Annotated in this window: 17 protein-coding genes; 4 read left to right on the top strand and 13 right to left on the bottom strand. The window is 69.5% G+C overall.

The window, feature by feature from the left end; all coding sequences use genetic code 11:
- Positions 1-27: 27 nt before the first annotated feature.
- On the bottom strand, positions 28-1242 hold the full coding sequence (locus TFC3_RS25860) for a winged helix-turn-helix domain-containing protein (RefSeq protein WP_067505051.1): 1215 nt from the start codon (positions 1240-1242) through the stop codon (positions 28-30).
- Between the two features lie 41 nt (positions 1243-1283).
- Between TFC3_RS25860 and TFC3_RS25865 the strand changes: the two genes are divergently transcribed.
- A complete protein-coding gene (locus TFC3_RS25865; protein WP_067505055.1) occupies positions 1284-1574 on the top strand; it encodes an N-acetyltransferase in 291 nt (96 codons plus the stop codon).
- Between the two features lie 10 nt (positions 1575-1584).
- Positions 1585-2148 (top strand): GNAT family N-acetyltransferase, encoded by a 564-nt coding sequence (locus tag TFC3_RS25870; protein ID WP_067505057.1) that lies wholly within the window; start codon positions 1585-1587, stop codon positions 2146-2148.
- Here TFC3_RS25870 and dapB read toward each other — a convergent pair.
- From dapB to TFC3_RS25900, 6 genes are all read right to left on the bottom strand, one after another.
- Complete coding sequence (gene dapB, locus TFC3_RS25875) at positions 2137-2880, bottom strand: 4-hydroxy-tetrahydrodipicolinate reductase (protein WP_067505060.1); 744 nt, start codon at positions 2878-2880, stop codon at positions 2137-2139. The two genes, TFC3_RS25870 and dapB, sit on opposite strands and share 12 nt — an antisense overlap.
- Positions 2877-3752 carry a phosphatase PAP2 family protein gene (locus TFC3_RS25880; protein ID WP_067505063.1) on the bottom strand — a complete coding sequence of 292 codons (876 nt, stop codon included), beginning with the start codon at positions 3750-3752 and terminating at the stop codon, positions 2877-2879. Before TFC3_RS25880 ends, dapB begins: the two co-directional genes overlap by 4 nt.
- An 89-nt stretch (positions 3753-3841) precedes the next feature.
- Positions 3842-5173: a pitrilysin family protein gene (locus TFC3_RS25885; protein WP_067505066.1), complete on the bottom strand. Its 1332-nt coding sequence runs from the start codon at positions 5171-5173 to the stop codon at positions 3842-3844.
- 9 nt (positions 5174-5182) lie between these two features.
- Positions 5183-7525, bottom strand: coding sequence for a polyribonucleotide nucleotidyltransferase (locus TFC3_RS25890; protein ID WP_067505070.1), 2343 nt, complete (start codon positions 7523-7525; stop codon positions 5183-5185).
- A 194-nt stretch (positions 7526-7719) separates the two neighbouring features.
- Positions 7720-7989, bottom strand: a complete 270-nt coding sequence (gene rpsO, locus TFC3_RS25895; protein WP_023561775.1) for a 30S ribosomal protein S15 — start codon at positions 7987-7989, stop codon at positions 7720-7722.
- A gap of 115 nt (positions 7990-8104) precedes the next feature.
- Positions 8105-9028 carry a bifunctional riboflavin kinase/FAD synthetase gene (locus TFC3_RS25900; protein ID WP_067505073.1) on the bottom strand — a complete coding sequence of 308 codons (924 nt, stop codon included), beginning with the start codon at positions 9026-9028 and terminating at the stop codon, positions 8105-8107.
- 94 nt (positions 9029-9122) lie between these two features.
- Between TFC3_RS25900 and TFC3_RS25905 the strand changes: the two genes are divergently transcribed.
- Positions 9123-11765 (top strand): response regulator, encoded by a 2643-nt coding sequence (locus TFC3_RS25905; RefSeq protein WP_067505076.1) that lies wholly within the window; start codon positions 9123-9125, stop codon positions 11763-11765.
- Positions 11762-12169 (top strand): response regulator, encoded by a 408-nt coding sequence (locus TFC3_RS25910; RefSeq protein ID WP_067505079.1) that lies wholly within the window; start codon positions 11762-11764, stop codon positions 12167-12169. Before TFC3_RS25905 ends, TFC3_RS25910 begins: the two co-directional genes overlap by 4 nt.
- Here TFC3_RS25910 and truB read toward each other — a convergent pair.
- From truB to TFC3_RS25940, 6 genes are all read right to left on the bottom strand, one after another.
- Positions 12156-13037 carry a tRNA pseudouridine(55) synthase TruB gene (gene truB / locus TFC3_RS25915; protein ID WP_067507597.1) on the bottom strand — a complete coding sequence of 294 codons (882 nt, stop codon included), beginning with the start codon at positions 13035-13037 and terminating at the stop codon, positions 12156-12158. The two genes, TFC3_RS25910 and truB, sit on opposite strands and share 14 nt — an antisense overlap.
- A 23-nt stretch (positions 13038-13060) precedes the next feature.
- Positions 13061-14374 (bottom strand): MATE family efflux transporter, encoded by a 1314-nt coding sequence (locus TFC3_RS25920; protein ID WP_067505081.1) that lies wholly within the window; start codon positions 14372-14374, stop codon positions 13061-13063.
- A gap of 1477 nt (positions 14375-15851) precedes the next feature.
- Entirely contained in the window at positions 15852-16904 is a 1053-nt protein-coding gene (locus TFC3_RS25925) for a bifunctional oligoribonuclease/PAP phosphatase NrnA (RefSeq protein ID WP_082772307.1), read from the bottom strand.
- Positions 16901-17371 (bottom strand): 30S ribosome-binding factor RbfA, encoded by a 471-nt coding sequence (gene rbfA / locus TFC3_RS25930; protein ID WP_067505084.1) that lies wholly within the window; start codon positions 17369-17371, stop codon positions 16901-16903. Before rbfA ends, TFC3_RS25925 begins: the two co-directional genes overlap by 4 nt.
- Positions 17372-17465: 94 nt before the next feature.
- Positions 17466-17765, bottom strand: a complete 300-nt coding sequence (locus tag TFC3_RS25935; protein WP_067505088.1) for a DUF503 domain-containing protein — start codon at positions 17763-17765, stop codon at positions 17466-17468.
- A 33-nt stretch (positions 17766-17798) separates the two neighbouring features.
- Positions 17799-18824 carry a TRM11 family methyltransferase gene (locus TFC3_RS25940; RefSeq protein WP_067505092.1) on the bottom strand — a complete coding sequence of 342 codons (1026 nt, stop codon included), beginning with the start codon at positions 18822-18824 and terminating at the stop codon, positions 17799-17801.
- Between the last annotated feature and the right edge of the window lie 31 nt (positions 18825-18855).

The raw sequence follows: 18855 nt of genomic DNA on the forward strand, positions 1-18855 counted from the left end.
CGGTACACCCGCGCCGCTGCTCCCGGCTCAGGCCTGCAGCGCCTTGGCCAGCGTCTCGGCCAAGTCCCCGCGCTCGGGCGCTGCGATCTCCGCCAGCCCCAGCCAGCCCGCCAGCCTGCGCAACTCCCCCGCCAGGGCCTCGGCCGTCTCCTCCCGGTCCGCCCCGGGCTCCAGCCAGGCCGCCGGGATCTGCAGCACCCCGGTCTTGCGGTCGGCTTTCAGGTCCACCCGGGCCGCGAAGCTGTCCCCCAGCAGGAACGGCAGCACGTAGTACCCGTAGAGCCGCTGCGCCGCCGGCACATAGATCTCGATCCGGTAATTCATCGCGAACAGCCGCTCGGTGCGGGCTCGTTCCCAGATCAGCGGGTCGAACGGGCTGACCAGGGTCGACGCCCTTACCCACCGCGGCAATCTGGCCTCATGGTGCAGATACGCCGGCCCCTTCCAGCTCTTCACGGTGACCGGGAGCAACACCTTGTCCTCGATCAGCTCCGCCACCGCCTGCTTGAACCCCGACACCGGCAGCCGGAAGTAGTCGCGCAGCTCCCCCTCGGCCGCCACCCCCAGCGAGCGGGCCGACAGCTCGACCAGCGCGCGGAAGGCGTCCTGCGGCTCGGGGGTCGAGATGTCCAGGATCTTGCGGGGCAAGACGCGTTCGGTGAGGTCGTAGCGCCGGGCGAACGATGTGGTGCGCTCGGCAGCGGTGATCTCCCCGGAGTAGAAGAGCCACTCCAGCGCTTGTTTCACCGCCGACCAGTTCCAACCCCAGTTGTCCTTGGTACGAGGAACATCGTGCTCGATTTCGGCAGCGGTGATTGGCCCCCGGTCTCGCACCTCGCCGAGCACCCGCGCCACAAGCTCGGGCTGCTGGGAGGCGATCCGCACCATGCCGCCCCACGCGTAGTCCCGGGCCCGGGCCATCCGCCAGCGAAACAGCGGCTGCAGGTCGACGGTGATCAGCGACGCTTCGTGTCCCCAGAACTCGAACAGCTCCCGCGGATTGCGGTAGGCCGCGCGCTCCAGCAGCCCGGGGTCGTACGGGCCGAGCCGGCTGTAGAGCGGCATGAAGTGTGCGCGTTGCAGCACGTTCACCGAGTCCATCTGGATCAGATGCAGCCGGCGCAGCACCCGGCGCAGGTGGCGCAGGTCGGTGGCTCCGCCGGGCGCGGGGTCGGTGAAGCCCTGCGCGGCCAGCGTGATCCGGCGGGCCTGGGCAACGCTGAGAGTGTCAGGGACGGCCATAAATACCGGACGCTATCCCACCGGTACGACAAAATCACCCAATGATCGCGATCCACCCCCTGACCGCCGACGATCTACCAGCCGCAGCCGAGGTCCACGTCACCAGCTGGCGCGCCGCCTACGCCGCAATCCTTCCCGCCGACTACCTCGACGCCCTCGATCCGGTGAAGTTCGCCGCCCATCCCCTCCGGCTGTGGGTGCTGGAGGACAACGCCCGCGCCCGCCGCTTCTACGAGCGGGTGGGGTTCACAGCGGACGGCATGCGGGACTTGTGGACGCCGCGGGGCACCACGGTGACCGTACCCGAGTTGCGGTACTCCATGGCTCTGTAGGCTGCCCGGCATGGCTCTCGGCTTCGTCCGTCCCGCCCGTCCCGAGGACGCCGCGGAGATCGCCCGCATCCAGTTGACCACGTGGCGCTCGGCATACCGCCGGCTGTTCCCCGCGCACGTGCTGGCCAGCCTCGACGAGGGCTACCTGGCTCGCGGCTGGAGCGAGGCGATCGAGTCGGCCCCCTCCCCCCGCCACCGCGTGCTGATCGCGGTGGAGCAGGCCGAGAACGCCCAGACCGTGGTCGGCTTCGCGGCCGCCGGGCCGGCCGACGAGCAGGCCCTCGCGCCCGAGGAGCCACCGCTGCCGGACAGCGTCGCCGCGTTCACCGACCTGCTGGTCGAGCCGCGGTGGGGGCGCCGGGGGCACGGCAGCCGGCTGCTGTCGGCCACCGTGGACCTGTGGCGCGAGGACGGGTTCACCTCGGCCGTGGCGTGGGCCTACGACGCCGACGAGGCGATGAAGAAGTTCCTCGGCTCGGCCGGGTGGGAGCCCGACGGCGCGGCTCGCGCGCTGGATGTCGACGACATGCTCGTCAACCAGCTGCGCCTGCACGTCGCCGTGTCAGCCGAGTAGCGGGTCCAGGCCCAGCGTCAGGCCCGGCCGGTTGCCGACGTTGCGCACGGCCAGCAGGACACCGGGCATGAAGGAGGACCGGTCCAGGCTGTCGTGGCGGATCGTGAGCGTTTCTCCGTACGTACCGAAAAGAACTTCTTGATGGGCCACCAGACCCGCCGCCCGCACGGCATGCACGCGCACCCCGTCGATCTGCGTGCCCCGGGCTCCGGACAGCTCTTCCTTCGTCGCGTCGGGCATCGGGCCGAGACCCGCCTCCGCCCGCGCCGCGCCGATCAGCCGGGCCGTGTGGGACGCCGTGCCGCTGGGGGCGTCGAGCTTGCGCGGGTGATGCTGCTCGATGATCTCGGCGGACTCGAAGAACTTGGCCGCCCGCGCCGCGAACTGCATCATCAGGACCGCGCCGATGCCGAAGTTGGGGGCGATCAACACGCCGACGCCCGGCTTCTCCGCCAGCCATCCGCGCACCTGCTCGAGACGCTTGTCGTCAAAACCACTGGTTCCGACGACCGCGTGGATGCCCTCGCCGATCGCCCAACGCAGGGTCCCCATGACCACGCCGGGGTTTGTCACATCGACGATGACCTGCGCGTTCGCAGCCGTGGCGAGCTCGTCGCCCCGGTTGATCGTCGCGACGAGATCGAGGTCACCGGCCGTGTCCACGGCCTTGCAGATCTCAGTGCCCATGCGGCCGCGGGCGCCCACCACGCCGACCCGGATCGGTTCAGTCACCGGTGCAACTTAACGTACCGTTCGGCCAGCCCCACGATCAGGAAGACCATCGCCACATACGCCCACCCGACCAGCACATCGATTACGTAGTGCTCACCCGAGTAGACCAGCGTGAACGTCATGGCCAGCGGGTAGGCCAGCAGCACCGGCCACCATTTCCTGGCCACCATGGGCAGGAAAAAGGCAACGGCCATCATCGCGTACGCCGTGTGCAGCGACGGCATCGCCGCCACCGGATTCGACGCCTCGACCTGCAGCGCGTTGAGGGTGTTGCCCGCACTGTGCAGACCGATCGCGTTCCACCCGTTGGTGGAGATGCGCTCGACGTGCTCGCCCAGCTGACCGTACTTCGAGGCCCACCACGGCGGCGCGGCCGGGTAGAGGAAGTACGTGATCAGCCCGGCCACGCTGAGGGTGAACCAGCGCCGCATGAACCGGGCCCACTGCTCGCGTTTGCGCAGCCACAGCAACACGCCGATGGTCGGCACCGCCAAGAAGTGCGACACGTACACCAGGGAGACGACGACCTCCCACCACTGCACGTGACCGGCCTGGTAGAGGTGCTCCTGCAGCCACACGGTGGGCACGTTGCCGCCGGTGGCCCAGCCGAACATGCCCTGGTCGGCGTGGATCAGCGGGTACACATGCGGGGCGAACAGGTCGTCGGCGTACCCGCGCGAGACGTTGTAGATGACCAGCAGCAGCGAGATGGGCAGCCAGTCGCGCAGGAACAGCAGGTGCTCACGCCACGGCCGGTCGCTGCGCCAGGCGATGGTGGCCAGCCACAGCCAGCCGAACGCGATGAGCGGGTCGCTGGTCGGCACGCCGATGAAGTACGTGCCGACCGCGAACAGCACCGCCCAGATGGACATGCCGATGATCCGGCGTTTCCGGCTGGACTTCTCCCCTGCGGGGGCGGCAGCGGGCGGCGGGGGGCTGATGACGGTCACGGGGTCCCAGGTTAACGGGCGGCGGAAAACGCGTTCTCGTCGAACGGTCCGACCACGGCCAGCGACATCGGCCGGGTCAGCAGGTCGGCGGCGAGCGCGTTGGTTTCCTGCAGGGTGACCGCGTCGACGCGGGCCAGCAGCTCGTCGACGCCCATCAGCCCGCCGTAGAGCAGCTCCGACTTGGCCAGCCGGCTCATCCGCGAGCCGGTGTCCTCCAGGCCCAGCACGTACGCGCCCTTCACCATGCCCTTGCCGCGGGCCAGCTCGGCCTCGGTGATGCCGTCGGCGGCCACCGCGGCCAGTTCGGCGCGGATCAGCTTCAGCACCTCCTCGGCCTTGCCCGGGGCACAGCCCGCGTACACGCCGAACAGCCCGGCATCGGCGTACTGACTGCCGTACGAGTAGACCGAGTAGGCCAGCCCGCGCTTCTCCCGGATCTCCTGGAACAGCCGGCTCGACATGCCGCCACCGAGCACGTTGTTCAGCACGCCCAGCGCGAAGCGCCGCTCATCGCCGCGGGTGATCCCGGTGCCGCCGAGCACCAGGTGTGCCTGCTCGGTGTCGCGGTTGCGAACCACGGTCGCCGGCTTCTGCACCCGGTGCTTCTTGGTGTCCCGCAACGCCGCGGGCTCTCCGGCCGTGTCCAGCGGGCTGCCCGCCAGCGCGGCACGGACCAGCTTGACGACCTTGGTGTGGTCGAGGTTGCCGGCCGCTGTGATGACGATCTGCGAGGCCAGGTAGCGGCTGCGGTAGAACCGGTTGATCTGCGTACGGGTCATCGGGGAAATCGTTTCCTCGGTACCCGAGATCAGCCGGCCCAGCGGCGTCGACGCCCCGAAGAGCGCCTCGGTGAACACATCGTGCACCTCGTCGCCGGGCTCGTCGTCGTGCATGGCGATCTCTTCGAGAATCACGCCCCGCTCGGTCTCCACGTCGGCCGGGTCCAGCACCGAGTTGGCCACCGCGTCACACAGCACGTCGATGGCCAGCGGCAGGTCGGCGTCAAGCACACGTGCGTAGTAGCAGGTGTACTCCTTCGTGGTGAAGGCGTTCGTCTCGCCACCGACAGCCTCGATCTCGGCCGAGATGTCCAGCGCCGATCGCTTCTCGGTGCCCTTGAACAGCAGGTGCTCGAGGAAGTGCGAGGCACCCGACATGGCGGTGGTTTCGTCGCGCGAGCCGATGCGCACCCAGACGCCGAGCGCGGCGCTGCGGGTGGTCGGGATCGCCTCCGTGACGATGCGCAGGCCGCTGGGGAGCACGGTGCGGCGTACACCATCGTGCAAGGTCTTGGTAGAGACGCGGGCCGGCCTTCCGGCCGGCCCGCGGTTGAGCGATGTCATGACTGGAGATCAGCCACGGTCTCCGCCGCGGTCGCCACCGCGGTCGCCGCTCGGACGCGACCGGCGACGCCGGGGCTCGCCGCCCTCGGAACGCTCGCCGCCACGGTCGCCGCGGGGGGCACGCTCCTCGCGGGGATTGTCGGACGCGGCCGGAGCGGCCGGGGCCTCCTCGCCCTCGGGGCGGACCTTGTCCAGGTAGATCTTGCCGCGGTTGTCGATGTCCGCGATGGACACCTCGACCTTGTCGCCGACGTTGAGGAAGTCCTCGACCTTCTCAACGCGCTTGCCGTCGCCCACCTTGGAGATGTGCAGCAGGCCGTCGCGGCCGGGCAGCAGCGAGATGAACGCGCCGAACGCGGCCGTCTTCACCACCGTGCCGAGGAACTTGTCGCCGACCTTGGGCAGCGTCGGGTTCGCGATGGCGTTGATCCGCTCGACCGCGGCGTCGGCCGCCGGGCCGTTGGTCGCGCCGACGTAGATCGTGCCGTCGTCCTCGATGGAGATGTCGGCGCCGGTCTCATCCTGGATCGCGTTGATCGTCTGGCCCTTGGGGCCGATGACCATGCCGATCTTGTCGACCGGGATCTTCACGCTGGTGACGCGCGGGGCGTACTCGCTCATCGAAGCCGGGCCCTCGATCGCCGCGGCCATCACGCCGAGGATCGTGGCGCGGGCGTCGTGCGCCTGCTGCAGAGCGGCGGCCAGCACGTCGGACGGGATGCCGTCGAGCTTGGTGTCCAACTGCAGCGCGGTGACGAACTCGCTGGTGCCGGCGACCTTGAAGTCCATGTCACCGAACGCGTCCTCGGCGCCGAGGATGTCGGTCAGCGCGATGTACTCGGTCTTGCCGTCCACCTCGTCGGAGATCAGACCCATGGCGATGCCGGCGACGGGCGCCTTGAGCGGCACACCGGCGCTGAGCAGGGCCAGCGTGGAGGCGCAGACCGAACCCATGGAGGTCGAGCCGTTCGAGCCGAGGGCCTCGGAGACCTGACGGATCGCGTACGGGAACTCCTCGCGCGAGGGCAGCACGGGCACCAGGGCCCGCTCGGCCAGCGCGCCGTGACCGATCTCGCGGCGCTTCGGCGAGCCCACCCGGCCGGTCTCACCGGTCGAGTACGGCGGGAAGTTGTAGTTGTGCATGTAGCGCTTGGACTTCTCCGGCGCCAGCGTGTCCAGCGCCTGCTCCATGCGCAGCATGTTCAGCGTGGTGACGCCCATGATCTGGGTCTCGCCGCGCTCGAACAGTGCCGAGCCGTGCACCCGGGGCAGGATGCCGACCTCGGCCGACAGCGGCCGGATGTCGCGCGGGCCGCGGCCGTCGATGCGGACCTGCTCGCGCAGCACGCGCTGGCGGACCTCGGTCTTGGTGACCGAGCGGAACGCCGCGCTGATCTCCTTCTCGCGGCCCTCGAAGCGCTCGTCGAGCAGCTCGTGCGCCTTGGCCTTGACCCGGTCGAGGGCCTCCTCGCGCTCCTGCTTGCCAGCGATCTTGAGCGCCTCTGCGGTTTCCTCACGCACGGCCTCGACGACCGCGGTGTGCACGTCGTCCTGGTAGTCGAGGAAGACCGGGAAGTCCTGGACCGGCTTCGCGGCGACCTCCGCCAGCTCGCTCTGTGCGCGGCACAGCTCGCGGAGCGCGGGCTTGGCGGCCTCCAGGCCACCAGCCACGATCTCCTCGGTCGGGGCGGTGGCGCCACCGGCGATCAGCTTGACCGCCTGCGGGGTGGCCTCGGCCTCAACCATCATGATCGCGACATCGCCGTCGGCGGTGACCCGGCCGGCAACCACCATGTCGAAGGTGGCCCGCTCGAGTTCCTCGATGGTCGGGAACGCGACCCACTGCCCGTCGATGTGCGCGACGCGGGTCGAGCCGACCGGACCGCTGAACGGCAGCCCGGACAGCTTGGTCGACATCGAGGCGCCGTTCATGGCGACGACGTCGTAGGGGTGCGAGGGGTCGAGCGCGAGGACGGTCTCGACGACCTGGACCTCGTTGCGCAGGCCCTTGGTGAACGACGGGCGCAGCGGCCGGTCGATCAGCCGGCAGGTGAGGATCGCGTCCTCGCTGGGGCGGCCCTCACGGCGGAAGAACGAGCCGGGGATGCGACCCGCGGCGTACATGCGCTCCTCGACGTCGACGGTCAGCGGGAAGAAGTCGAAGTGCTCCTTCGGCGCCTTGCTGGCCGTGGTGGTCGACAGGACGGTCGTCTCGCCCAGTTGGACGACGACCGAGCCGCCGGCCTGCTTGGCCAGCCGGCCGGTGGAGAAGGTGACCTCCCGGGTGCCGAACGAGCCGTTGTCGATGACGGCGGTGCGCGATTCGGTGCCGAGAGCGTTGTGCTCTGTCATGTGGTGCGGTACTCCTTCGTCGAGGACCCGGCGGTCTCTACAGCGCGGTTTACAGCGTGGCCGGTCTTCGATCGAAGTGCCCGGGAATCGGCCCGGGAACCACTACCGAGGACCGGTGCCGTCTAACTGTGGCCGCGCGGGTCCGTGGGGTAAAGCTCGGGGGAGCAGCCACCTCGGCCACTCCCCCGGTGAAACTAGCGGCGCAGGCCGAGACGCTCGATCAGCGTCCGGTAGCGCGCGATGTCCTTCTTCTGCACGTAGTTGAGCAGACGACGGCGACGGCCCACCAGCAGCAGCAGACCACGACGGCTGTGGTGGTCGTGCTTGTGCACCTTGAGGTGCTCGGTGAGGTCGGCGATCCGCTTGGTGAGCATCGCAACCTGAACCTCGGGAGAGCCGGTATCGCCCTCCAGGGTCGCGTACTCAGTCATGATCTTGGTCTTGGTCTCTTGATCGAGCGCCATGTTCTCCGAACTTCTGTGTTGCCGGTTGAGCGGTTTCCTCGCGACCCGCGGCGTCGGGCAGGTGGGCGAGACCGGGTGCTGGATAAGCCAGCAGCGCCTCAACCTTACCAGCCAGTTATTGGAGAACTACGCGGGTCTGTTCGACGTCCTCGGCGATCTGCGCCACCAACGGCTCGATGGACGTGTATACACGCTGCTCGCGGAGGTGAGCGACGAAGTCGAGGCTGAGCCGCTCGCCGTAGAGGTCGCCGTCGAAGTCCAGGGCGTATGCCTCGACCCGGCGTTCGCGCCCGGAGAAGGTCGGGTTGGTGCCGACCGACACCGAGGCACGCAGCTTCTGCTCGCCGCGGTTGAGCCACGCCGCGTACACCCCGTCGGCCGGGATCGCCGCGTAGTCGTGGCACAACAGGTTGGCGGTCGGGAAGCCGAGTTCACGCCCCCGCTGATCCCCCCGTACGACCACGCCCTCCAACCGGTGCGCCCGGCCCAGCGCAGCACCGGCCGCAGCCACGTCCCCGGCATCCACGCAACTGCGGATGTACGTGGAGGAGAACACCAGCCCGTCGGCGGCCACCAGCGGCGCCTCCTCGACGGTGAAGCCGAACATGTGCCCGAGCTTGGCCAGCATCGCCAGATCGCCGGTGGCCTTGTGGCCGAAGCGGAAGTTGTCCCCCTCCACCACGACCGCGGCGTGCAGCGCCTCGACCAGCACGTCGTGCACGAACTCGTCGGGGCTCAGCCGGGAGAACTCGGGGGTGAACGGAACCACGCACAGTGCGTCCACGCCGAGCTGCTCGATCAGCTCGGCCTTGCGCAGGGGCTCGGTCAGCACCGCCGGATGCGATCCGGGCCGTACCACCTCGGCCGGGTGCGGGTCGAACGTCACGACCACCGACTGCAGACCGGCGTCGCGAGCCCGCTTGACGGTGTGGCCGATGATCCCCTGGTGCCCGCGGTGCACGCCGTCGAATACGCCGATGGTCACCACCGACCGTCCGAACCCGCCCGGCACCGCTTCATAGCCGCGCCACCGCTGCATCTCACGCCTCCCCATGCGCGCCGGATCAGCGCGTCGATCAGGCGTAAGAGTATCGGTCTCACGGACCGCCTGAAACGCTACAGTTGATACCGATATGAGCATCGGGTGGAGTCTGCTGATCCTGCTCGCCGCCGAATGCATGTTCGCGGCTCTGTTCGTGCGCGCAGCGGTCGGCTACCTGCGGCGACGCGATCCGCTGCAACGCGACGTCACACTGGTTTTCCTGCCCTGCACGCTGTGGTTCGCCTTCGCTCTGACCCGGCAGTTGCATGCCATGCCGTCCTGGGTGAGCGTGGTCACTCAGCTGGCGCTGTTCGCCCAGCCCTACCTGACCCTGCGGCTGGCCGCCCGGCTGCGTGAAGTGCCGCGCTGGCTGGATCTGGCGACGCTGGCGGCGTACCTGGGCACCGCCGCACTGCTGATCGTGGCGGAACGCCCGCTGCACGATTCGGTCTGGTATCTCGCCGCTGGTGGTTTCGTGCTCGGCGAGGTCGCGGCCGCGTGGATGCTGTTCGGCAAGGCCTGCACGCGTACGGGGGCCAACCGGGCCCGCCTGACCATCGCCGCGGCGACGACTGTGCTGTTCGCAATGATGATCTCGACGCTGGCCATCGGCACCGTGCATGACAACGACGAGGCGCTGATCGGCACCTACCGCACGCTCGGGCTGATCTGCGGTCTGGGCTATCTGATTGCGTTCGCCCCGCCGCGGCTGCTGCGCCGGGCGTTCTCGGCTTCCACCGCGCAGTCGGTCAGCGAGAAGCTGCTGCGCGAACCGGTGGACTCGCCGGAACAGGTCTGGCAGACGTACGCCGAGATCATGCGCCTCGAGACCGGCGCCGACGCGGTGTCCGTGCTGATGCCGCGCCCGGACGGACGGCTGGCGCCGATCGCGTACGCCGGCCCGCGCCTGACTCCCCCGGAGGGCCTGAGCTTCGACGACCTGACCGCGCTGATCCGCGCCGGACAGCCGGCCCGGCTGCGCGAGGGCGGCGACGCGCTGGTCGAGCACTACGGTGACGACCTGGGCGACGACTTCGTCACGCTGCTGAGCATGCCGGTGCCGCCGGACGCCGAGGGCGCGGTGCTGCTGTTCAACCGCCACCGCGGGCTGTTCAGCGACGACGACCTGCGGCTGTTCGCGCTGCTCGGCGGGCAGGCCGGCATCCTGGCCGAGCGCGTCGCGGTGATGGCCGCGCAGCGCCGGCTGGCTGCCGAGCTGGGCGAGTCGGTGGAAGCGCTCACCCGGGCCAGCGCAGCGAAGAGTGCCTTTCTGGCCAATATGAGCCACGAGCTGCGGACCCCGCTGAACGCGATCATCGGCTTCAGCGACCTGATGCGCATGGAGGAGCCGGACGGCGATCGCCGCCGGGTGCCCGCCGAGTGGGTCGAACACATCCACACCAGCGGGCGGCACCTGCTCGGGTTGATCAACGACATTCTCGACCTGGCGAAAGTGGAGGCCGGGCGGCTGGAGCTGCGGCTGGCTCCGCTGCGCGTCGACACCGCGGTGCGTGAGCTGCTGACCGGCCTGTCGCCGCTGCTCACCACGAAATCGTTGACGGTGGTCACCGAGCTGGCCCCGGCGACGGCGACCGCGGACCGGGTGCGGTTCCGCCAGATCGTGGAGAACCTGCTGTCCAACGCGATCAAGTTCACCCCGGAGGGCGGCAGGCTGACCGTGTCCAGCCGGCGCGAGAAAGACACCGTGCTGGTCACCGTCGCGGACACCGGGATCGGCATCGCGCCCGCCGATCAGGACCGCGTCTTCGAGGAATTCCAGCAGGTCGGCGACCCGGACAAGCAGCGCGCGGGCACCGGTCTGGGGCTGGCCCTGACCAAGCGGCTGGTGGAGGCGCACGGCGGGGAGATCACCCTGGCGTCGGTTCCGGGTCAGGGGAGTTCCTTCAGGGTACGGCTACCCGGCGCGGCCGTCGTGTCCTCGACAACCTCAGCGGACACCGATCAGGGCGTGCGAGTGCTGCTGGTCGAGGACGATCCGCAATCGGCGGAGTTGTTGCGTACCCAGCTGGAACACGCCGGCTACCAGGTCGACGTGGCCGGCACGGGCGAGGCGGGCCTGACCGCCGCCGGAGCCCACCCGCCGGACGCGATCGTGCTGGACGTGGCGCTGCCCGGCATCGACGGCTTCGAGGTCATCCGCCGGCTCAAAGCCGATCCCCGGCTCGCGGATATCCCGGTCTTCTTCGCCACAATCATCGACGAGCGCCCGGCCGGCCTGGCCCTGGGCGCCAGCGACTACTTCGTCAAGCCGGTCGAACCCGCCGCGCTGGTCTCGGCGCTGGCCCGCTCGGTGGCCGCCCGCCCGGCCGCCCCGCGGGTGCTGGTGGTGGATCACGACGACACCATCCGCCAGGCAATTGAGGACGGACTGCGGGCCGGCGGCGCCGACGTGGTCGCAGTGGCCGACGGGAAGGACGGGCTCGCGATGAGCCGCGAGGGCGGCTTCGACCTGATCGTGTGTGACATGCAGTCGCCGTCGGTGGACGGTTTCAGCATGCTCGCCGCGATCGAACAGGACCCCGCCACCCGGCAGACGCCGGTGCTGGGGCTGGCCGCCACGGCGGGCGAGGCCTCGCTGGTGGCGACCGTGATGGCCGGGGGCGTGGTGGCCACCGCGATGGCCGGCGGCGCCGGCGCCGACAAACTTGCGCCGCTGCTGGGCGTGCGCAGCGAGACGAACGACGGCGCTGCCGGGGACAAGGAGAATCCGTGACGGCCGAGAACCCGCGCATCCTGCTGGTCGAGGACGAAGAGCTGAACCGCACGCTGGTCAAGGCCGTGCTGTCGCGAGCCGCGATCGAGGCGGTCCGCGACGCCGAGGTGCTGGACGCCGGCAGCCTCGGTGCCGCCCGCACGCAGCTGAACACCGAGGATGTCGACCTGGTGCTGCTGGACATGAACCTGCCCGACGGCAACGGGTTGCTGCTGGCCAGCGAGCTGGCGTCGGGCTCGGTGGGGGCGGGCCGCCGCAAGCCCGCGGTGGTTGCGGTGACCGCCAGCGTGCTGCCGCAGGACCGGGCGGCCGCGCTGGAGGCCGGGTGTGATGGCTTTCTGGACAAGCCGTACGCCGCCGCTGACCTGGTCGCGACGGTGGCCGAATACCTCAGGCGGGGCTGAGCACGATCTCGGCCCGCGCCTTTCCGTCGCGCTCGGAGACAATGGCCAGGACGTTGCCCGCCGGGTCGAACACCGCGTACGGACCGGCGATGCCCACCGGTTCGAGCGGGCCGCCGTGGCTGAGTACCCGGGCCTCCTCGACGGTCGCCTCACGCTGCGGGAACGCCTGACGCGCAGCTTCGGCCATGGGTAGCGAGACGACGTCGGGGGCACGCTCCTCCAGTTGCTTCAGCGTGGCTGCCCCGGCCAGAGTCAGATCGCCGACGGAGGTACGGCGCAACGCCGTCAGGTGCCCGCCGACGCCCAGCGAGGTGCCCAGATCACGGGCGATGGCGCGGATGTAGGTGCCGCTGGAGCTGGTCACATCAACATCAACATCCACCACATCGTCCGTACGGCGAATCTCCAGCACCTCTTGCCGGAAGATCGTCACCCGGCGCGCAGCCAACTCGACCTGCTCACCGTCACGCACCCGCTTGTACGCCCGCTCGCCGTTGATCTTGATGGCGCTGACCGCACTCGGTACCTGGTCGATCTCCCCGGTGCGCGCGGCCAGCTCGGCGCGGATCGCTTCCCCGGTCAAGCCGGCGGTGGACGCGGTCGAGGTCACGTCGCCTTCCGCGTCATCGGTCACCGTCGCCTGACCCAGCCGGATCGTCGCCGAGTAGCTCTTGCGCGCCCCGATCACATAGGTGAGAAGCCGGGTCGCCCGGTTCACCCCGATGATCAGCACGCCGGTGGCCATCGGGTCGAGGGTGCCACCATGGCCCACCCGCCGCGTCTTGGCCAGGCGCCGGATCCGCGCCACCACGTCATGGGAGGTCATCCCGCCCGGCTTGTCCACCACGATCAGCCCGTCCACGTTCACGGGTCCACCCAACCAGACGCCGTTCACCGGGTTGCGCCCACCACCGCCCAGCGCGGTCCTCGCCACCGCAGCACCAGCGCGACCAGGCGGACCAGCGTGAACATCGCCAGACCGGCCCAGATGCCGGGCAAGCCCCAGTTGCGGACGTACGAGATCCAAATAAGCGGAAGAAAGCCGCCCAGCGCGCCCACCAGGGTCATCGTGCGCAGGTAGCCGACGTCGCCGGCGCCAATCATCACCCCATCGAGGGCGTAGACCACGCCCGCGAACGGCAGCATGCCCACGAACCACGGCCACACCACAGCGGCCTGCTCGTGCACCGCGCGGTCGCCGGTGAACAGGCTTGGGATGACCCCGGCGCCCGCTGCGGCAAGTACCGCGAACGCACCGCCCGCAATGCCCCCGACCAGCGTGACCCTGCGGGCAACCCCGCGGGCAGCCGGCTCGTCACCGGCTCCCAGCGCGGCACCGACCAGCGACTGCGCGGCAATGGCGACGGCGTCCAGGGCCAGCGCGGCGAAGAACCACAACTGCAGGGCGATCTGGTGAGCACCCAACGCCGCCACTCCGAAACGGGCGGCCACCCCGGTCGCCGAGAGCCAGCACGCCTGGAACGCGGCTCCGCGGATCAGCAGGTCTCGGCCCAGCACCAACTGATTGCCGATCACCGCGGGTACGGGCCGCAGCACCACCCGTTCGCGGATGATCGCCCACAGGAAGAGGCCACCGGTGATCGACTGGGCGGTCACATTGGCGATGGCCGAGCCGGCGAGCCCCCAGCCCGCAACGTAGACCAGCAGCGGGCACAGGATCGCCGACAGCACGTTCGCGCCGAGCACGAAGTACAGCGGACGGCGGGTGTCCTGCACCCCGCGCATCCACCCGTTGCCCGCGGCGGCCAGAAGCAACCCCGGCACCCCGAACACGGCGATGCGCAACCAACGCGCGGCGGCCGCGGTGGCTCCGGGGTCGCTGGCCAGGGCCCGGGTCAGCGGACCGGCGAAGACCTGGGCCAGCAGCACCAGCAGCACCCCGGTCATCAACGCCAGCCAGGACGCCTGCACGCCTTCCTCGACCGCTGCGGCACGATCCCCGGCCCCGAACCGGCGCGCGGCGCGACCCGTGGTCCCGTACGCCATCAGCGTGCCGAACCAGACGGCCAGCGACATGACGGTGCCACCAACCGCAACGGCCGCCAACGGCACGCGGCCAAGATGGCCGACCACCGCGGTGTCAACGAGGACGTAGAGCGGCTCGGCCGCGAGCACGACCAGGGCCGGAAAGGCCAACGCGGCGATGCGCCGGCTCAAGGTGCGTTCAGCGGCAGGCAGGCTCATGAGACGTCATGATGCCCGCACAGCCGTAAGGGCCGCAAACGATAGGTGCTAGTTACAGGGCAGGCCTGCCGACGGGCGTGGGCCGACTTACGAGCCGGGCTTACCGGCGGGCGTGGGCCGACTTACAAGCCAGGCTAACCGGCGGGCGTGGGCCGGCCTACCGGCCGCGAGTGTCGTCGGGCGTCCGTCATTCCTGGCGTCCGTTCGTCGACTTGCAGGACAGGCGCGCTGACGGGCGTTCGTCGACTTACAGGACAGCGCACTGACGGGGCGTTCGCCGACTTACTGGCCGGGCTTACTGGCGGGTGTCCATTGACGTCTGCAGGGCGCGGCGCATCTGCTCACGGGCGTCGTCGGAGGGCTGAGGCTTCGGCTTGGCAGCCATGATGGTTCCTTTCACAGGGATCAATCGAGCGGCGTCCCAAAGACCGTCCCGGGATCACCGGGCGATGCTGGCGGCGCATTCCCGGGACAGGTGGCCCGGGTGGCTCGAGGTCTTCGCCAAGGGGAAACCAAAGGTCACCCGCGGTCATGGTCGTGACCGTGCAAAAACCAAATCACCGTTAACCCAAACTAGCGTTAAGTCCCGCCAGGTATCGCGCAGATCCCAGAAAACGGGACGCAGAAACCCGACAAGGCGAGGTGGCGAGTGGGGTTCGGAGCAGGGTACGGGTGCCGGGATGGCGGTGATTTTGGCCGCGGAGGGAAAGGATGGCGGCGCGGGTTGCGAGCTTCCGGGCGGGGTGGGTTTGCGCCTGGGTGGTGGTTCACGGCGAGTGCTGGGCGCGCGGAACAGATGGGGCAGATGAGGCTTTTCAGGCTGCGGGGGAGGTGACGAAAGCGGGTGGATGGGGCTTCAGCGATGGCGTCGTTGAGGGTTGATCGCCAGTGGGGAAACGTTCGATGGGCCGCTCCGGCCATCCCAGATCAGGCAGCGTCAGACCGCGCCACGCCAGGGCCATCCCGGACGAAGCAGCACCACACCTCTCCAAGCCGGATCGGATTTCACCGGACCGGACCGAGTCAGGCCCAGTCGCGCGCAAGGCCGGGCCCACCGGACCAGGGCCGGATCAGGCCGGGCGGGTCAGGCCAGGGCCGGATCAGGCCGGGCGGGTCAGGCCAGGGCCGGATCGGCAGAACTGGCGCCGCGAGGGGGCGTCAGAACTGGCACCGCAAGAAGACGACCGAAACGGCGCCGCAGGGGATCGCCCAAAACACCGGGCGGGGTCGCTAGGGAGGTCGCCGCGGAGACGGCACGACAGCCGACCTGCGAGACGCCGCCGATTCGGATCACGGTTTCCCGAAGGCCAGGATTGCGCGCAGGTCGCGGCCTACCCGCAGACAAAGCGCGGACAGCACCGCACCCGAGCCCAGCCGGCAACTGAACCCGGCTCGCAAGCGCCGGCCCCAACCCCGTCAGCGCCAAAGCGGCAGCCAAGGCCCGGCCCCGATACAAGCAGCCCTGATACAAGCAGCCCTAGGACACCAGGTGCTTGCTCAGCTCCTGCCGAACTGTAGCGATGACCTCAGCCGGCGTCCCGTACCCGGTGAAGCCAGCCGCCAGCCGATGCCCGCCCCCGTGCAGCGCGATCGCCACCGCGCTCACGTCCACCGCGCCCTTGCTGCGCAGCGACACCGCCCACTCAGTGGGGGCCACCTGCTTGATGACTACTGACACGTCGACCTCGGCCACGCAGCGCACCGGGTCTATCAGCGCGTCGAGCACGTAGGGCCGCTGGGCGTGGCGGTCGAGGTCTTCGAGGGTTGCATATGTCCAGACCATGCCGTGGCCGCCGGCCGCTTCGGGTTCCATTTCAGCGCGGGACAGTACGTCGGCGAAGAGCTTCATTGCTTCGAAGGGGCGGCTGTCGAAGATGCGGCGGGAGATCTCGCCGGGGCGGATGCCGGTTTCGATCAGGCGGGCCGCCATTTCGTGGACCTGGGGGGTGGTCATGTCGAAGCGGAAGGAGCCGGTGTCGGTGGCCAGCGCAATGTAGAGGCACTCGGCGATGTCCGCATCGAGTTCCACATCCAACTGGTCGAGCAGTTCCTCCACCACTACCGAGGTGGCGGCGGCGCGGGGGTTGACCAGGCGGACGTCGCCGAAGCCGGTGTTGGTGGCGTGGTGGTCGAGCACCACGGATGTGGTTGCCCGTTCCAGCCGGTCGGCCAGCGCGCCCATCCGGGACTCGGCGGCCACGTCGAACACCACGACCAGGTCGGGGTCGGCGTGAGCCTCGTGCGCCGGGACCAGCAGGTCGAGGCCCGGCATGGCCGCGAAGGGCGCCGGGACCTCGAACTCGCCGGGGAATGTTGCCTGCAGATTGCGTACGCCCAGCTGCCGCAGCCCGAGACCGAAGCCGAGCATGCTGCCCAGCGCGTCGCCGTCCGGGTTGACGTGGCAGATGAGCAGGACACGGTCGTCCGGGGCCAGCTCCTCGACCGCCGCCACGGCCGGGGCCCAGTTGTCGTTTTCGGCTTCGAATTCCGCTACGGCAGCCGCGATGGCCCGGGAGACCGTGTCCGTCACCGTTTCTCCTCGACGCCTACTCGCTCGTCGGCATCGCCCGCATCGTCCTCGTCTTCCTCGGACTTGTACGGGTCCGGGTCGCCGGCGTAGTGCTTGCCGGCCGCCAGCCGCTGGACTTCCTCGTCGCGGTGCCGGGCGGCAGCAAGCAGGTCGTCGATCTCCTTCGCGTGGTCCTGCACGTTGTCCAGGACGAACGTGAGGCTTGGCGAGTGGCGCAGTCCCAGGGCGTGGCCGACGCGGCTGCGCAGCATGCCCTTGGCGCTCTCCAGCGCTGCGGCGGTCGAAGCCTGCTCGGTCGGGTCCCCGAGCACCGTGTAGAACACCTGCGCGTCCCGCAGGTCGCCCGTGATCCGGGCGTCCGTGACAGTCAGCATGCCGAGCCTGGGGTCCTTGATCTCGCGTACCAGCGAGGCCACCAGCTCCCGCACCCGCTCCGCGTGCCGTCGCGTCTTGGCCGGGTCCGACATACGCCCACCTCCGACAACCGTGCCTACGGGGCTGTCCTGCCCCCGCCTAACTCCCGAAGCCTACCCACCGCGCCTGCGGCCTGAACTGTCGCCACTACTCGTCGTCGTCTTCGCCGTAGAGGCGGCGTTTGACCGATAAGAGGTCAATTTCCGGGCGCCCGGCCACCTGGTTCTCACAGGTATCGACCACGGCGCGGGCCTGGGCCGGCTCGGCGGCCACCACCGCCACCCCGATCCGGGCCCGGCCAACCAGGTCGTGCAGGCCCACCTCGGCCACGCTGACCTCGAACTTTCGCAGCATCGCGATGATCGGGCGAAGATAGGAACGCTTCTGCTTGAGCGTGCGCGAGTCACCGGGCAGAAGCAGGTCGAATACCGCAGTCTCCGTGTACATCAGCGAGCAGAGTACGCCCCGGGTCTGACAACCTCACCCGGATTTGCGGGCCACCAGGATGTCGCGCTCGATGCCCTGGTCGACGCGGTGGCTCAACTCCTGCTCGGCCACGAGTTGCAGGCCGTTGGCGATCAGGATGTCCTCGGCCAACTCACGCTTGGCGACCTTGGTGTTCCAGGACAGCCCGATCGCCGCCCCCGGACGCAGCAGCGGCAGCCATTGCGGGATCGCACGTTCCAGCAGGTCGAGAGGGCTGCGTGTGATGCCGCCGGCATCGTCGTAACTGCCGTGGGCCACCCCATAGGGCAGATCTGCTACCAGTACGTCCGCACAGCCGCCCCGCAGCAACCCGTCGATCTGGGTCGTGTCGGTCTGCAGCACGACCACCTTCTGGACCGCTCCGGCTTTGTGGTCTTCCTTACTGGCTGCGAGTGTGACCTCGAGCCGGCGGGCGGCGCGACGGCCCTGGCGTCGTACCGGAACGAGATCGGCAGTGTGTTTGAGCCTCTTGCGCTTCAACCACGTCTGCAGGAACAGCTTGTACGCCTCCACGTCCTTGCCGTCGATCTCCACCCCGATGGCGTCGTAGCCATACATCAGCGCCTGGTTGAGGGTGGTGCCGCGCCCGGCCAGCGGGTCGAGCACGGTGAGCCCGCCGTCGAGCATGCGGGTCGCCGACGCCGAGCCGAGCAGCGTGAGGTTGAGCAGCAGCTTGGTGAACTGCTCGTTGGTCTTGCCCGCGTACTTCGGGATGGTGATGAGGTCGCTGTCGAAGCGGGCCAGCGGGGTCAGCGTGACCGGACGTAGCAGGTCCTCGGCGGCCTGCTCGAACAGCGCGTAGCCGGCCGACAGGTTGGCCAGGTAGGCAATGTCCTGCGCGGTGAGCTCGCCCTCGAAGGTGATGTAGCCGACGCCACCGATCGTGGTTTCCGCGATGTCGCTCAGCGGGGCGGTGAGCACGCGGGAGAACGCGGCCAGCTCGGCGCGGGTCAGGCGCCCGGCCTGGTCGGCGTAGACACGGTTGGCGGACGGGGCGAGCAGGAGGGCGTAGCGGGACATCTGAGTAGTAAAGACAACGGCCCCCGGTGCC

Origin of the sequence: Actinoplanes sp. TFC3 (assembly GCF_001553785.1) — a bacterium.
Taxonomy (GTDB): Bacteria; Actinomycetota; Actinomycetes; order Mycobacteriales; family Micromonosporaceae; genus Actinoplanes.

Excerpts from the sequence above, each read along its gene's own strand:
- TFC3_RS25860 (WP_067505051.1), bottom strand. The coding sequence starts at position 1,242 with ATGGCCGTCCCTGACACTCTCAGCGTTGCCCAGGCCCGCCGGATCACG.
- TFC3_RS25865 (WP_067505055.1), top strand. The coding sequence starts at position 1,284 with ATGATCGCGATCCACCCCCTGACCGCCGACGATCTACCAGCCGCAGCC.
- TFC3_RS25870 (WP_067505057.1), top strand. The coding sequence starts at position 1,585 with ATGGCTCTCGGCTTCGTCCGTCCCGCCCGTCCCGAGGACGCCGCGGAG.
- TFC3_RS25880 (WP_067505063.1), bottom strand. The coding sequence starts at position 3,752 with ATGTCCATCTGGGCGGTGCTGTTCGCGGTCGGCACGTACTTCATCGGC.
- TFC3_RS25885 (WP_067505066.1), bottom strand. The coding sequence starts at position 5,173 with ATGACATCGCTCAACCGCGGGCCGGCCGGAAGGCCGGCCCGCGTCTCT.
- TFC3_RS25890 (WP_067505070.1), bottom strand. The coding sequence starts at position 7,525 with ATGACAGAGCACAACGCTCTCGGCACCGAATCGCGCACCGCCGTCATC.
- rpsO (WP_023561775.1), bottom strand. The coding sequence starts at position 7,989 with ATGGCGCTCGATCAAGAGACCAAGACCAAGATCATGACTGAGTACGCG.
- TFC3_RS25900 (WP_067505073.1), bottom strand. The coding sequence starts at position 9,028 with ATGCAGCGGTGGCGCGGCTATGAAGCGGTGCCGGGCGGGTTCGGACGG.
- TFC3_RS25905 (WP_067505076.1), top strand. The coding sequence starts at position 9,123 with ATGAGCATCGGGTGGAGTCTGCTGATCCTGCTCGCCGCCGAATGCATG.
- TFC3_RS25920 (WP_067505081.1), bottom strand. The coding sequence starts at position 14,374 with ATGAGCCTGCCTGCCGCTGAACGCACCTTGAGCCGGCGCATCGCCGCG.
- rbfA (WP_067505084.1), bottom strand. The coding sequence starts at position 17,371 with ATGTCGGACCCGGCCAAGACGCGACGGCACGCGGAGCGGGTGCGGGAG.
- TFC3_RS25935 (WP_067505088.1), bottom strand. The coding sequence starts at position 17,765 with ATGTACACGGAGACTGCGGTATTCGACCTGCTTCTGCCCGGTGACTCG.
- TFC3_RS25940 (WP_067505092.1), bottom strand. The coding sequence starts at position 18,824 with ATGTCCCGCTACGCCCTCCTGCTCGCCCCGTCCGCCAACCGTGTCTAC.